Source organism: Pseudomonas sp. H1_F01, assembly GCF_054681425.1.
This window is the reverse complement of record NZ_CP162823.1, coordinates 3826298-3839079: the sequence shown is the minus strand read 5'-3', so window position 1 is coordinate 3839079 and position 12782 is coordinate 3826298. Positions and strand designations below refer to the sequence as shown.

Sequence of the window (12782 nt, the reverse complement as noted above, 5' to 3'; positions counted from 1 at the left end):
TCATGCTCGAGGAACGCCATGATTTATGAGGTCGCTCTGCTCCCCATTCACAAAGAACGCATTGAAATGTTCAGGCGTGCATTTGCCGAGGTCGCTCCTTTGCTCACCCGCGCAAAGGGTTACTGCGGTCACCTGCTAGCGCAAGGGATTGAGTCCCCCCAACAATTCAACCTGATCGTGCGATGGCAATCGATCGAGGATCACACGCCGGGTTTCGAAGAGAGTGAAGACCATCGGATGTTCATGATGGGCTTGGAGGACTATTTTTCGGAAGAACCGAGGGTCTACCATATTGACGGGACAGCTTCCTGCTCACCGTTCTGACCGAGCGTTGGTCGAATTGACCACCTTCAGGGATTGGAACTCATCCGGCCCCGGATCGCCATGCGCAGACAACCCCAGGCGATGAATCCGATGATCAACACCTCGGCCATGCCCACCAGCATGTTGAATGAGAAGGTGAGCGGTTGCTCGGCCCAGTAGAAGGTTGTCGTGCCCGTTCGACCGCCGACACGCAGCCGCCCGGCAAACAGGGCGGGCACCAATGCGATGACGCGACTCAGCTCCAATAGTGCCAGGAAAACACCCATTAGAAGGAGCAGGGCGCGTGCGGGCGTGCCGAGTTTTTCGGTGACCTCATGGGAAGGCGTGAGCCCCTTGGCTTTGCGCTGCCTGGCTTCCCTCACCGCTGTACCGCTGGTTGGGGCTGGAGCAGGCCTGTAGGTTGCCTTCTTCACACCCGCCGCCGAGCCCACCACGACTTCGGTGGGCACTGCCACGTTCAGGTAGTCGGCCAGCTCACGCAACCACAAGTCGGTGCGTTGACTTCCTGGCACCACCGGAACGTTGTCGGTCGTCAGGCGGTGCTCGCTGCCATCGCGCATCACCAGCCACAGTTGGGTGTAGGCCGGTTCGGCATCTTGGCGGCGGCGAAGCTCGAGGCATTTGGGGGTATCGATTCTGAACACCGAATGCACACGCTCGCGGCGCCCAAAAAAGTTTCGGGTGCGGCGCTTGCCTTCACCGTCGCATCGCGATAACTGCAAAGTCTCGCGGATGCCGGTGTACACCATCAGGAGTAGGCCGAGTGCGGGAATCAACAGCAACCCGAGCACGATCAGCAGTGAGGACAGTGGATCGACGTCAATCAGCGGCGTGCCCCCATCAGCGATCACAAATACGGCGAACGCCACCGGCAAGATGAAGGCAAGCGCGCCTGTCAGCAGCACGAAGGCGCTCTGCACCCGGTTGCGCGAGTGGATGTGCAGGTCATCCTGGGCGGTGCGCTCGAAGCGATGTCCAAACAACATGCAGACCTCCTGGTGCGCCGCTTTTAGATCGATCAAGGGGACGTGACAATCGGTTGCACGTCGCAGGCCTGGATCGTGTTTCACGCCGCGCAGAATACCTCATGCCCAGACATAATCACTCCGCACTCAACTCCCACAACACATCCAGCACATGTTGCGTAGGCCGTTCGATGTCCTGACTGCGGTGGGCGATACCCAGTTGACGCCACAATAAGGGCTTTAGTGGCCGCATGACGATCCTGTTATCGAGCAATGGCGTGGCCGCCTCATGGGGCAACAACGTCGCACCATATCCTGCCGCCACCAGGCTTTTGATCGCGTCGTTGTAGTTCAGTTGGATGCGCGGCGCTGGCTGCTGCCCATCGCTGGCGAACCACTCCGCCGTCAAGCGCGAAAGACGCGTGGTGGCGTCATTCAAAATCAACGGCTGAGCGGCCAGCCAAGCGGGGGTCACAACCTCCGGGGACTCCCAGCGAGCCGGCAGGAACGCCATGACCGGATCCCGTCGCCACGGCTCGATCCGCAAGCCCTTCACCGGCGGCTGCGGCAGCGCGACCAAACCAACCTCCAAAGCGCCCTCGGCAAGTTTCTTCAAGGTTTCCTGGGAGGTGAGCACCGCGACTTGTACATCGATAGCGGGGTGACGTTGGCTCAACGTCTCCAACGCATGCGGCAGCAACTGTGCGATGGCCCCCGTGGAGGCGCCTAACCGCACACGCCCGGCCAACCCTTGAACCTGACGTTCAACGTCTTCAAGCGCCTGCTCTGCGTCCGCCAATAGGCGCCGCGCGCGTTCCACCAATGTGTTCCCTATCGCTGAAGGCTGAACGCGCCCGCGGGTGCGCGACAACAGCTTGCCGCCCACGCGCGCCTCCAGGTCGGCGATATGCAGACTGACGGTGGGTGGCGCAAGGTGCAGCACACGGGCGGCCTCGGCAAACGACCCCAGGTCGGCAATCGCTACCAAGGTGCGCAGACGGTCGAGGCTGATTTCGCGCATGAGGGATTCCTTGTTCAGAAAAACTGAATTTCATCGTTTATAAATTCAACTTTTCCTATCTTAGAGCCTCGCTGAAGATTGGGCTCCTGATTTCCAATGTCCGAGAGCATTCCATGACAAGTCCCCTTGTATTCATCGATGGCGACCAAGGCACCACCGGGCTGCAAATCCATCAACGTCTGCGCGAGCGCAGCGATCTGCGGCTTTTCACCCTCAGCCCTGAACATCGCAAGGATCCGCAACGTCGCGCCGAAGCCATCAACCACTGCGACATCGCGATTCTCTGCTTGCCCGACCAAGCCGCACGCGACGCGGTAGCGACCATCGAAAACTCCGCCGTTCGGGTGATCGATGCGAGCTCGGCGCACCGCACCCATCCAGACTGGACCTATGGATTCGCAGAGATGAACCCGCAACAGGCCCAACGCATCGCCGCTGCGCGCCGGGTCAGCAATCCCGGTTGCTACCCAACGGGGGCGATCGGGTTGCTGCGTCCATTGCTGGAGGCCGGATTAGTGCCCAGGGATTACCCGCTGAACATTCATGCCGTGTCGGGTTATTCCGGAAAAGGACGCGTTGGCGTGCAAGAGCATGAGGGCGCAGGCGCAGCACAGGCGTCGGCGTTTCAGGTCTATGGGCTGGGGCTGGCACACAAGCATATTCCGGAGATTCAGCAGCAAAGCGGGCTGACGGAGCGGCCGATGTTCGTGCCGGCCTATGGCGCTTTTCGGCAGGGGATCGTGCTGACCATTCCCTTGCAAACCCGATTGCTGGCGCCAGGCGTGAGCGCGGTGCAGTTACATGGGTGTTTGATGCAGCACTACGCCGATGCGCGCCATGTACAGGTGATGTCGATGCAGGAATCCAAGGAGTTGACGTCCCTTGATCCTCAAGCGCTTAACGGAACCGATGATTTGCGCTTGTCGGTGTTTGAGAATGATGAGACCGGGCAGGTTTTGCTGGCTGCGGTGTTTGACAATCTTGGGAAGGGCGCCGCTGGCGCGGCGGTGCAGAATCTGGACTTGATGCTTGCAGGCGCATGACCGCGCAAATCAGCTCGCTGCCCTGACTTCAATGGGTAGTGGGAATATTCTGTTTGGGCATGAAGAATCGAGCAAAGAGCTCAGATTGTGACTTAATATTTAATTTTGCGTAAATGTTGCGGCGGTGAACTTTTATGGTCTCCGCCGAGAGGGACAGCTTTCCGGCTATCTCTTTATTGGAGAAGCCGCTGAGCAATAAACGGAGTACATCACTCTCGCGTGCTGTTATTTGGGTGCCAAGTTGATTGACCGTTTCCGGCCACAGAGGCGGTTCAGTCAGGGTTTTCTCTACGTCAACTTCAAAACCCATGCGCTGATGCATTAATGCAGTCACCCACGGTTTGATGATGTCAAGCATGGTTATTTGTTCTTGGCTAAAGCGAACTTTGCTGCCGATGGAAATGCACAACGTTCTGTCGGGGTCGAGCTGGACATTGTACTGTGCCTCATCCATGGAGATGTATTGTGCAAAATACTTGTGGTAGTACTCGGTTTCAAGAAAGTATGCCGGTGCAATATCCAATAGGTGGAAGAAACCACTCTGTGGATTTTCCCGATTGGCTATATAGAACGGATCCAGCAAGTAAAGACCCTTCACATAGCGATGAATGAACGCGTCGACTTCTTCCGCGTCTGCTATCTCAGGAAGGCTAACGACCTGCACGTGTTGATTGCTGAAAATCAATACAACCCAATTATCGATCTGTACATATTCATTTAATGTGCGAACAAGTGAACTCCAGAAATCTGGACGGTTCAGCTGCATGATCAGCTTCCCAATCGATCGATGCCAAGCCAGGCTGTGGAGGTCAAACGGCATTTTCTACCCCTTTAGGGTTAGGGATTCGCAGGTCAAAGGTAAGTATTCGTAGGTATTTACTATTCGGTAACACCCGGTATATTCGCTGCCAGGGTTAACGATGGCCATGAGGGCATATCGTCTTGACAAGGATGTTGCATGAGAAAGTCACATTTGCGAACCATTTTTTCCGCCTCGCTTCTCTGTGCAGGGATAAGCACATCAGTAGCGGCTGTAGAGCCCGGGATGTATCTGTATAACTGGTTCGGGTTGCTTGCGCCGGAGACGCCAAAAGAGTTTGAACAGGAAACTGGCACGAGCGTGCATATGGATGCGTTCGACAGCGCCGAAATCATGCAGAGCAAGGTCATGGCTGGGCGCACCGGTTATGACGTGGTTGTGGCGACCTCCAATGTGTTGCCCAGCCTGATCCAGGCGGGAGTCCTTCAGCCGTTGGATCGTAGTCAACTGAGTAACTTTTCACATATCGATCCTGAGCTCTTGGCACAGCTCGCGGTCAATGACCCTGGTAACCGCTACGCCGTACCTTATCTATGGGGCACTACCGGCATTGGTTATGACGTTGACAAAGTCAGGGTGGCATTGGGTGATAGTGCTCCGGTGAATAGTTGGGACCTGATCTTCAAAGAAGAAAACATTAGCAAGCTCCAGTCATGTGGTGTGGCAATGCTTGACTCTCCAAGTGAGATCATTTCCATTGCCTTGAATTACCTTGGACTCCCTAGCAACAGCAAGAACCCGGAGGATTACCAGAAAGCTCAGGCTTTGCTGTTGAAAATCCGTCCTTATGTCCTCTATTTCGACTCATCCAGAATCGACGCCGACCTGGCTGACGGCAATATTTGTGCAGTTGTGGGATGGGCCAATGGTGCCCTTGCGGCACAGGCCATCAACGAGAAGACCAACACAGGGCGCAAGATCGCCTACAGCCTGCCTCGCGAAGGAGCGCTGTCCTGGTCGGAGAATCTGGTTTTACTGAAAGATGCTCCCCATCCCAAAGAAGGCATGGCGTTCATTAATTATATGATGCGACCAGAAATTATCGCCAAGACCTCAAACCACACGCTATACCCAAACGCCAATAAAGATGCCACCGAGTTTGTCGAGCAGAAGCTGCGAGACAATCCTTGGATTTATCCAGACAAAAAAACGGTCGCAACACTTATTCCGCTTGAGCCACTGCCATTGAAGTTGGAGCGGATCCGCACGCGGATCTGGACCAAAGTGAAGAGTGGTGTCTGATCTGACTTGATTTGCATGTCTGGAAAGTAAGACGCAAACGCCGATATACAGGGATGCTGGGCGGGTGGGTGAGTACCTGTTAATCCATCAACCCAGTATTACTCAGGGTCTTCCGGTCCATTGCGCCGCCTTATGTAAGAAGAGAACAGCGGATGTTCAGCCCAGCCAATCAAACGCACTTCAGTTTGACCATCGACGGTTTTGAGCACGATTTTCAAGTGCTCGCATTCACTGGAGAAGAGGCGATCAGCAGGCCTTACCTCTTCAACGTGGAATTTGTTAGCGAGCGGCCTGACCTGGATCTCGAAAACCTCTTCGACGTAGAGGCTTTTCTGACCTTCGACGCGAAGGGCAACGGCATTCATGGACGGGTCTACCACATCGCTCAAAGCAGTAACGGTGAGCGTTTGACGCGCTACAGGCTGGCCCTCGTACCGCACCTGTCCTACTTGCGCCATCGCATCAGCCAGAGGATCTATCAACAGTTCTCGGTGCCGAAAATCGTCGCCTTGGTACTGGAAGAGCACGGCATTCTGGGCGACGCCTATCGGTTTCATCTGGGGGCGACCTACCCCGAGCGTGACTACTGTACCCAGTACGACGAAACGGATTTGCACTTCATTCAGCGCTTGTGCGAAGAAGAGGGTATCCACTTTCACTTCCAGCACAGCGCTCATGGCCACGTGCTGGTCTTTGGCGATGATCAGGCGGTTTTTCCCAATATTGGCCAACCCACTGCTTATGGGCATGAGAGCGATAGGGTGGCCAACGAGCCATTGATCAAACGCATCAACCTGCGTCTGGGACAGCTCACCAGTCGTATCTCGCAGCGCAATCATGATTTCGAGCAATATCTGGACAATGAGAAAGATGACAGACCGGAGCGTTTCACCGGTCATGAGCACGGCAAGCAGATACGCCTTCGGACTATGGAGCGCCGCCATGTGGCCTATCGACAAGCCGAGGGGCAAAGTGACCAGACTCGGTTAGTCAGCGGCCACGTGCTGGAAATCTCAGGCCATCCGCGCCAAGAGTGGAACACTCTATGGCTACTGACCCAGGTCATCCACGAAGGTCGGCAACCACAGGTGTTGGGTGAGGACGTCGCCAGTGACAACACTGGGAACGACGATGACTTTCATCAGGGTTACCGCAACCGCTTTGTCGTTCTTCCGTGGAATGTTTCCTATCGTCCGCCGTTGGCTCACAAGAAGCCTCAGGTACCAAGCCTCCAGACCGCTGTAGTCGTCGCTTTGGAAGGCGAGGGGATCCAGAGCGATCGGCGCTTCGGGCGGATCAAGGTCAAGTTCCCCTGGGACCGCGAAGATAGATTTGACGACAAGAGTCATTGTTGGCTGAAGGGAACCGCCGATTGGAGTTGTGAGATGGGGCCGCCTCGGACGGGCATGGAAGTCGTGGTTACATTTCTTGAGAATGACCCTGATCAGCCGGTGGTCAGCGGTTGTCTGTGTTGTCGCTAAGGGGGACAGACCCTTACATTGATGTTGCTGAGCGCCAGTTTTTGGCCGATTGCTGCCAGTCACAAGTGACTGCAATCGACTTTGGTGACCTTACGAACTGCCTTCGCTACGGATCACTCTATAGGCGCACATCAAAGAGGTTGCCTATACCGCAGAGCGGTCCGCGCGGGTTAATCTGCGACCACAAACGATCATATCGCAGCGTCGGTCGGGTGCCTTTACTGTCTTCCCGAGCGGACATCACACAGACATTCGTCAGGATTTACCATGGGCGAAATACAAATGATCCGCCAAGCAGTTGCAGACGATGAAGTAGCAGTGCGTGCTTGTGCCGAGCAAGCGTATGCCCCGTATGTTTCGGTAATAGGACGAAAGCCTGCACCGATGTTAGCGGATTTCGGTGCTCAGATTGCAGCCGGTTTTGTGCACCTTTCAATCGGAGAACAAGACGAATTGCGAGGCTTCATCGTCTTCTTTCCTGTGGGTCAGCAGATGTTTCTCGAAAATGTAGCCGTGTCCAAAGAAGGTCGTGGGAAAGGGATCGGCAAAGCACTCATTCAATTTTGCGAGGCGCAGGCGACGCGCTTGGGCTTTGGTAGTGTTTGTCTCTATACGAATGTGAAGATGACCGACAATCTGTCAATTTATCCTCGACTTGGTTACGTCGAAGTCCAGCGGCGCTCGGAGGATGGATTTGATCGTGTCTACTTTGAAAAACGTTTGGGTTGACACTTTTTCAAGCTCAAAGTCGTGGTAACCACTGATTGCACATGGCCGATTTCTGCCTGCCGCGATTGCCATGGATGCCCGCTTCAGCGCCCTCGCTGCCGGAGCCTAGGCAGACCTCATTGATGCAACGAACCGGGTTGTTCGATGAGTCGAGTCACGACGAGCATTGTGGTCGCTGTCATGCCTCAGACCGGCGGCAGCGCCGCAAGGTGTGGAGAGTCGCCGAAGTACTCGATCAGGAGTTCGGTGAGGACCCGTATCTTGCGTGCGGGATGCTGGCCTGACGGGCGAATGACATAGGCACCTGCCGGGGGCGGTGGATGACGCGTCATGATCGGCACCAGTGCCCCCGAGGCCACATGTTCAAAGGTGAGGCAATCGGGCAGGTAAGCGATCCCAAGGCCTGCTGTTGCCGCAGCGACTAACGCGATGCCGTTGTCGGCTTTGAAGCGGCCCTGCGGACGAACCGTGATGATCTTGTCCCCATCCATGAATTGCCAGGCTTCGGTGCTCTGCATCAGGGCCTGATGGGCGACAATCTCCTCCGGCGTCTCAGGTGATCCGTGCGCCTTGATGTAGTCCGGACTGGCGAGGAGCTTCCCATAGATCGGGCCGATGCGCCTTGCGATCAAGTTGGAGTCCTGAAGGTAGCCAACCCGTATCGCACAATCGTAACCCTCCGTGATGAGGTCAACGAAACGATCGCTGTAGCAGGTCTGGATATGAAGCTGGGGGTGGCGTCGTGCCATTTCCGCGAGCACGGGCGCGAAATGCGTCGGGCCGAAAGAGAGTGGTACGGCGACTCGCAAACGGCCACGAAGGGCTCCGGCGGGCAGGATCGTTTCCTTGGCTATGTCGATCTCGGCGCAGACTCTGGCGGCGTAGTCGCGGAACGTAGCCCCGGCTTCTGTGAGAGCCGCCCCGCGTGTGGATCGTGCAAGCAACTGGACGCCAAGTTCCGTTTCAAGCCGAACGAGCCTGCGACTGACGATCGATTTGGACACGCCAAGCCGAAGCGCGGCAGGTGAAATGCCCCCCGCATCAGCCACTTCGACGAAGGTCTGCAGCTCTTCAATGTCCATTCCAGCGTTCCCCATTTTGCGACACAGCTCGCCTCGCAATGCTACTACTGCACCGAATAGGGGAACAGCACAATGCTGCTTCCGGGCAACGTCGCCGCTGGTGCATGTCTCCCGGAAAATCATTTCTCCCACAAGCGTGGATTACCCATAAAAGGATTTGCCAATGGCAAGCGAGAATATCCGCAACCCGCAGACCGACCAACTCCTGTCCCCCGAGAACTCGGCATTGATCATCATCGACTACCAGCCGATCCAGGTCTCCTCGATTCGCTCGATGTCCCGTGACGAGCTCGTCTTCAACATAACGAGCGTCGCCAAGGCGGCGGTCAATTATAATCTTCCGATTATTCACTCGACCGTCAACGTCGCGACCGGCCGCAACAAACCACCGATCCAGGAGCTGCAGGACGTGCTCGGCCATCTGCCAACCTATGACCGCACCTCGATCAACAGCTGGGAAGACACAGAGTTCAAGCAGGCGGTCAAAGCGATCGGCCGCAGGAAGCTCATCATGACTGCGCTCTGGACCGAAGCATGCCTGACGTTCCCGGTACTCGACGCGATTCAGGAAGGTTATGAAGTCTATGTGCCGGTCGATGCGGTCGGCGGCACGTCACTGGCCGCGCACGAGGCGGCGTTGCGCCGAATGGAACAGGCGGGCGCGAAGCTCATCAGCCGCGTGCAGATGTACTGCGAACTCCAGCGCGACTGGGCGCGAGCGTTGACCGTTCCCGGCTTCATGGGTGTCTTCGATAACTTCGATGGTTTCAACGCCGAAAAGGCCCATGGAGGCACGCGCTAAGAACGCCTGACTGATACGTGATGAAAGTGGCGTTCGCGAATGCGGCCGCTACTTTCATTTCCATAATCGGCGTTGATGGTCTTGCATTGGTGCTCAAGTAAAACAACAAGGAACCCTCAAAAATGCCCACCGCCCACGTCTTCATCGCCACCAGCCTGGATGGCTTCATCGCTCGCCCCGACGGTGACATCGACTGGCTTCTACAACGTGACGACCCATCCGAAGACCACGGCTATTCAGCCTTCATCGCCGACAAGGAGGTGATCGTGATGGGGCGCGGGAGCTATGAAAAGGTGCGGACCTTCGACACCTGGTTCTACGACCGGCCCGTGATAGTGCTGTCCGAACAGCTAGCCGATTCGCCAGTGCCCGAGGCGTTGAAGGGCAAGCTGCGTTTCTCCGATCTGGCCCCCAAGGATTTGATGGCTGAGCTGGAGAGTCAAGGCGTGCAGCGCGTCTATGTGGATGGTGGGCGGGTGGTGCAGTCGTTCCTGCGCGATGGGTTGGTCACCGATATGGTGATCACCACCGTTCCTGTATTGATCGGCTCGGGGCGGCCGTTGTTTGGCGGGCTTGAGCGGGATGTGGATTTGAAACTGGTATCCAGCCGCAGCTTTCCTTCGGGGCTGGTGCAGTCCACCTACCGACTGGTCCTATGACTGGCGATTCATGCCACACAACCGGTGGGGCTTGACAGCCATGGGATACTGAAAGCGTAGCCACATCCATCGCGGCTTCATCCCGTCACGACGCAAAGGAAGGTGCTCTCCATGCGCAATGAAGAACTCAAGGCCTTATTCGATCAGCAGGCCGCCAGCTACGATAAGCAGTGGGCGGGAATGGCGCCCATTCGTGACGCCCTGTACACCCTGCTCGACGCGGTGTTCGCTGACTTACCGGAGAATGCCCGGATACTCTGTGTCGGTGTGGGCACTGGGGCGGAACTGACCCACCTGGCCAAGCAGAACCCCGGCTGGCATTTCACCGCCGTTGATCCCTCGGACGCCATGCTCGATATCTGCCGACAGAAAGCGGTACAAGAAGGCTTCCTTTCGCGTTGCAGCTTTCACCATGGTTACCTTGACGCGCTGCCTGCCGAGCCTGACCACGACGGCGCTACCTGTTTTCTGGTGTCTCAGTTTTTGCTCGAGCCACAAGCCCGTATAACTTTCTTCCACGAGATCGCCCGCCGGCTTAAGCCGGGTGGAATACTGGCAAACGCCGACCTCGCCGCTGATACCGAATCACCTGCCTATGAGGCGCTACTGCGCAACTGGATGACGCTGATGTCCTCTGCAGGCGTACAGCCGGAAATGCTGGTGATAGCTCGTGCCGCCTACGCTCGAGACGTGGCTATCCTGCCGACACAGCAGGTCGCCGGTCTCATCGAGAGCGCTGGGTTCGAGGCTCCGGTACAGTTCTTCCAGGCGGGGCTGATGCATGGGTGGTTTTGCCCGCGCAAGGCAGACATCGTCTTGAGTTAGACGTGACCTTGACTTTCAACGCACGCGGTCGCGGCTTTGTGCGGCCAGGTCCAGGGCCTTTTGCATGTCCAGCCGCGCCGAGCGGCCGACGTCTTTGTCGTTGAGTTGGTAGCGGCGCTCCGACGGCAGAATGGGGGCGGTGAGGTCTTCGGCGTCCATCTGTTCGAAGTCGTGATTGTCGCCGATGGTCATGGCGCTGCGGCGTAGCAGCATGCGCAGTTGCTCGGGTTGCAGTTGCGGGTTGATGGACAGCATTGCCGCCAGCAGCCCCGCGACCATGGGCGTGGCGTAGGACGTGCCGCAATGCACTGCGCCTTGCTGGCCTGCGTTGGTCGTCGAGGCATGTGCGCATGCGGCGGCGGTGATGTCGACGCGCATGTCGATGTTCGAGGAGCTGCGTTTGACCGCGTAGGCCGGGTCGTCGACGGCGACGCCGGTGTGCTCGCTGCGCTGGTGCCCGCCGACCACCAGCAATTGCTCGGTGATGAAGGAGGAGGGCAGGCGGTATTCATCGCTGCCCGAGAACGAAGCGCCATTGCCGGCGGAGTTCACCACGATGACGTCGGGATGTTCCTTGCGCAGCCAGAGGAAAAACTCCTCCAGCAACTCCTCGTACCCGCCCATGGCGATGCCCGAGCGCAGCAGCGAGTCGACGTCATCGCCTTTGATGTCTTTCGCGCCGACGCGGTGGATGCCCCAGCTCCAATTGAGTACGCGTACACCGTCCTCCACGAGGTTGACCGAGGCAGCGATGTTGGCGGTGATCCCGGCATCGGAATTACGTTCGACGATGACCTCGAAGCCACCGCTGGTTTTGTCCAGCCCGCGGAGAAAACCAGTGTTGCCGCTGTCGTCCCAGCGTGCTGCGAGAATGCCGGCGACGGTTGTGCCGTGGTTGTCCGGTTTGTCTGCATCGCGGGCGTAGACGCAGGTGCGTGGTGGTGAGCAGGCGCCAAGGTAGTCTGCAAAGTCCGTCGTGTCGAAATCCACATCACGCTCGATCAGGCCGATGCGCACCGGTTGCGGCTGGATGGGCGGCTGTCGTCCGGGGATGCGTCGTTGGTAATAATTCACCGCGTCGAGAAAACGATTCGCGGCCCACTCGTCGGAGTCCAGGGCTGGCTTCTTCGGTTCTTCAGGATGGACTGCGGCTTGCTCGGTTTCTTCGGCCGAGGATTCTTCGATGACCACGGCGTCCACGCTGGTCTCGCTGCCCAGGCGCAGCACCAGGGCGTCGCGCTGCACCAAGTCCTTGGCCGGCAGGTGAAGTTGGTACAGGTTCAGCGGCGCGATGCTGCCGACCACCGTTGCCCCGTACTTGTGGGCCAGGCGCTCGGCTTCCTGGCGGCCATCACGGTCTTCTTCGATCAGCACGCTGACCAGGTCGACATAGGTGGTCAGGCCATCCATGTTCTTCGCTACTTCGTCCGTTCCGGCGGCCAGTACGTGACTGTTGCGCAAGGTCAGCCAGGCGGCATTGCTGGCGCGTGGGCCGTCCTGCAGCCAGAGCGGGCCGCTCTGGTAGTCGGCGCTGTCCAGGCGCAAGCGCAGGCTTTCTCCTTCGCGCTGGACCTTGTCTGTGGGTATCATCTTTGCGCCCAGTTTCAGTTGCGGCGTTGCGTTGCCCAGTCCGCGTACGGTCAGGCACCAGTCCTGCTGCTGGCTTTGTAGCAGGTCGCCGCAGCGTTTCAGGCTTTCCAGGCGCAGCGGTTCAGGCACTGCGGCAGCTGCGCAGGCACTGCGGCAGCTGCGCAGGCAGACAAAGAGAACAACGTAGCGAGGGCAGCGG

Annotated in this window: 13 protein-coding genes; 8 read left to right on the top strand and 5 right to left on the bottom strand. The window is 57.6% G+C overall.

From position 1 onward, the window contains the following. Positions 1-18: 18 nt before the first annotated feature. Positions 19-324 carry an antibiotic biosynthesis monooxygenase family protein gene (locus AB4O09_RS17510; protein WP_431093314.1) on the top strand — a complete coding sequence of 102 codons (306 nt, stop codon included), beginning with the start codon at positions 19-21 and terminating at the stop codon, positions 322-324. 26 nt (positions 325-350) lie between these two features. Here the strand turns inward: AB4O09_RS17510 and AB4O09_RS17505 are convergent, their stop codons facing one another. Both AB4O09_RS17505 and AB4O09_RS17500 read right to left on the bottom strand, forming a co-directional pair. Then, positions 351-1310: a hypothetical protein gene (locus tag AB4O09_RS17505; RefSeq protein WP_431093387.1), complete on the bottom strand. Its 960-nt coding sequence runs from the start codon at positions 1308-1310 to the stop codon at positions 351-353. 115 nt (positions 1311-1425) lie between these two features. After that, positions 1426-2310, bottom strand: coding sequence for a LysR family transcriptional regulator (locus tag AB4O09_RS17500; protein WP_028237056.1), 885 nt, complete (start codon positions 2308-2310; stop codon positions 1426-1428). Between the two features lie 113 nt (positions 2311-2423). On the opposite strand from AB4O09_RS17500, the gene argC reads away from it, so the two are divergent. Next, positions 2424-3353, top strand: a complete 930-nt coding sequence (argC, locus tag AB4O09_RS17495; RefSeq protein ID WP_431093313.1) for an N-acetyl-gamma-glutamyl-phosphate reductase — start codon at positions 2424-2426, stop codon at positions 3351-3353. A gap of 28 nt (positions 3354-3381) precedes the next feature. On the opposite strand, the gene AB4O09_RS17490 is transcribed toward argC, so the two are convergent. Beyond that, entirely contained in the window at positions 3382-4173 is a 792-nt protein-coding gene (locus AB4O09_RS17490) for a response regulator transcription factor (protein ID WP_431093312.1), read from the bottom strand. 138 nt (positions 4174-4311) lie between these two features. Here AB4O09_RS17490 and AB4O09_RS17485 point away from each other — a divergent pair, with 138 nt between their 5' ends. From AB4O09_RS17485 to AB4O09_RS17475, 3 genes are all read left to right on the top strand, one after another. Next, positions 4312-5415 (top strand): polyamine ABC transporter substrate-binding protein, encoded by a 1104-nt coding sequence (locus AB4O09_RS17485; protein WP_013693184.1) that lies wholly within the window; start codon positions 4312-4314, stop codon positions 5413-5415. A 152-nt stretch (positions 5416-5567) separates the two neighbouring features. Further along, entirely contained in the window at positions 5568-6896 is a 1329-nt protein-coding gene (tssI, locus tag AB4O09_RS17480) for a type VI secretion system tip protein TssI/VgrG (protein WP_003201251.1), read from the top strand. 267 nt (positions 6897-7163) lie between these two features. Further along, positions 7164-7625 (top strand): GNAT family N-acetyltransferase, encoded by a 462-nt coding sequence (locus tag AB4O09_RS17475; protein ID WP_013693185.1) that lies wholly within the window; start codon positions 7164-7166, stop codon positions 7623-7625. A gap of 185 nt (positions 7626-7810) precedes the next feature. Here AB4O09_RS17475 and AB4O09_RS17470 read toward each other — a convergent pair whose 3' ends face one another. Beyond that, entirely contained in the window at positions 7811-8707 is an 897-nt protein-coding gene (locus AB4O09_RS17470) for a LysR family transcriptional regulator (protein ID WP_003201254.1), read from the bottom strand. Between the two features lie 163 nt (positions 8708-8870). On the opposite strand from AB4O09_RS17470, the gene AB4O09_RS17465 reads away from it, so the two are divergent. The 3 genes from AB4O09_RS17465 (at position 8871) to AB4O09_RS17455 (ending at position 10993) form a co-directional block, all read left to right on the top strand. Then, positions 8871-9509 (top strand): hydrolase, encoded by a 639-nt coding sequence (locus tag AB4O09_RS17465; protein ID WP_003201256.1) that lies wholly within the window; start codon positions 8871-8873, stop codon positions 9507-9509. A gap of 122 nt (positions 9510-9631) precedes the next feature. Then, positions 9632-10168, top strand: a complete 537-nt coding sequence (locus tag AB4O09_RS17460; protein ID WP_027912264.1) for a dihydrofolate reductase family protein — start codon at positions 9632-9634, stop codon at positions 10166-10168. A 111-nt stretch (positions 10169-10279) separates the two neighbouring features. After that, positions 10280-10993 carry a class I SAM-dependent methyltransferase gene (locus tag AB4O09_RS17455; protein ID WP_460069180.1) on the top strand — a complete coding sequence of 238 codons (714 nt, stop codon included), beginning with the start codon at positions 10280-10282 and terminating at the stop codon, positions 10991-10993. A gap of 15 nt (positions 10994-11008) precedes the next feature. Here the strand turns inward: AB4O09_RS17455 and AB4O09_RS17450 are convergent, their stop codons facing one another. Then, on the bottom strand, positions 11009-12712 hold the full coding sequence (locus AB4O09_RS17450) for a S8/S53 family peptidase (RefSeq protein ID WP_460107260.1): 1704 nt from the start codon (positions 12710-12712) through the stop codon (positions 11009-11011). Positions 12713-12782 lie beyond the last annotated feature (70 nt).